The organism is Sinorhizobium sp. CB7 (assembly GCF_041357635.1).
In the GTDB taxonomy this organism is placed as follows: Bacteria; Pseudomonadota; Alphaproteobacteria; order Rhizobiales; family Rhizobiaceae; genus Rhizobium.
Genome location: NZ_JAULLL010000066.1, coordinates 1 through 690, shown reverse-complemented (window position 1 = coordinate 690; position 690 = coordinate 1). Strand labels below are relative to the sequence as shown.

1 protein-coding gene is annotated in these 690 nt (G+C 58.1%); it reads left to right on the top strand.

Annotation, left to right across the window (positions count from 1 at the left end; genetic code table 11):
- Positions 1-512: 512 nt before the first annotated feature.
- A partial coding sequence (locus tag AAE029_RS36195) for an ACT domain-containing protein (protein ID WP_371077762.1) occupies positions 513-690 on the top strand: 178 nt, incomplete at its 3' end.

The window sequence follows — 690 nt, the reverse complement described above, 5'->3', positions numbered from 1 at the left end:
CTCCTCATGGAATCTCTTCCCTGTGCTTGTCACAGGGATCCAGCCGCCGTGCGTCCACACGGCGAAAAGACTCCATTCTGCAACCAGTAAGGGTTACGTCTACATCCTCGCTTCGAAACGCAATAGCACGCTCCATACCCAACAATCCCCGAGACCCGTTGCAGCAGATGCCTTCTGATTGATCCCGCGGCGCAGACGCCGTCGGCTGAGCTGACTTGATGAGGGCGGAGAGAGGCGCATCCCGGCCTAGATCCCGGTTGAGCAAGGCACTCGTGTCCTCACACTGCCGACGGCGTCGCATCCTCTTCCTCTGCTAACGGCGGGGATCAGCACCCGGAAGGCGCAACGGGAACGGAATTTCGCGCCCGCTGCCGTAATTTGCGGGGTGTGGCAAGACGCCTGATAGTGCGCCGGACAGTTTGTTGCATGAATGAGAGGCCCGCGATCTATCCGACGCTTTCCAGATAAATTAAGCAGGCCTCGCACAAATTGCCTGAAAAGAGGGAAGAGACATGAAGAGCTATGTTCTGACCGTATCCTGCAAGTCGACGCGCGGTATCGTCGCGGCGATCTCCGGCTATCTGGCCGAGCAGGGCTGCAACATCATCGATAGTTCGCAGTTCGACGATCTCGATACCGGCAAGTTCTTCATGCGCATCAGCTTCATCTCCGAGGAAGGCGTCGGGCAGC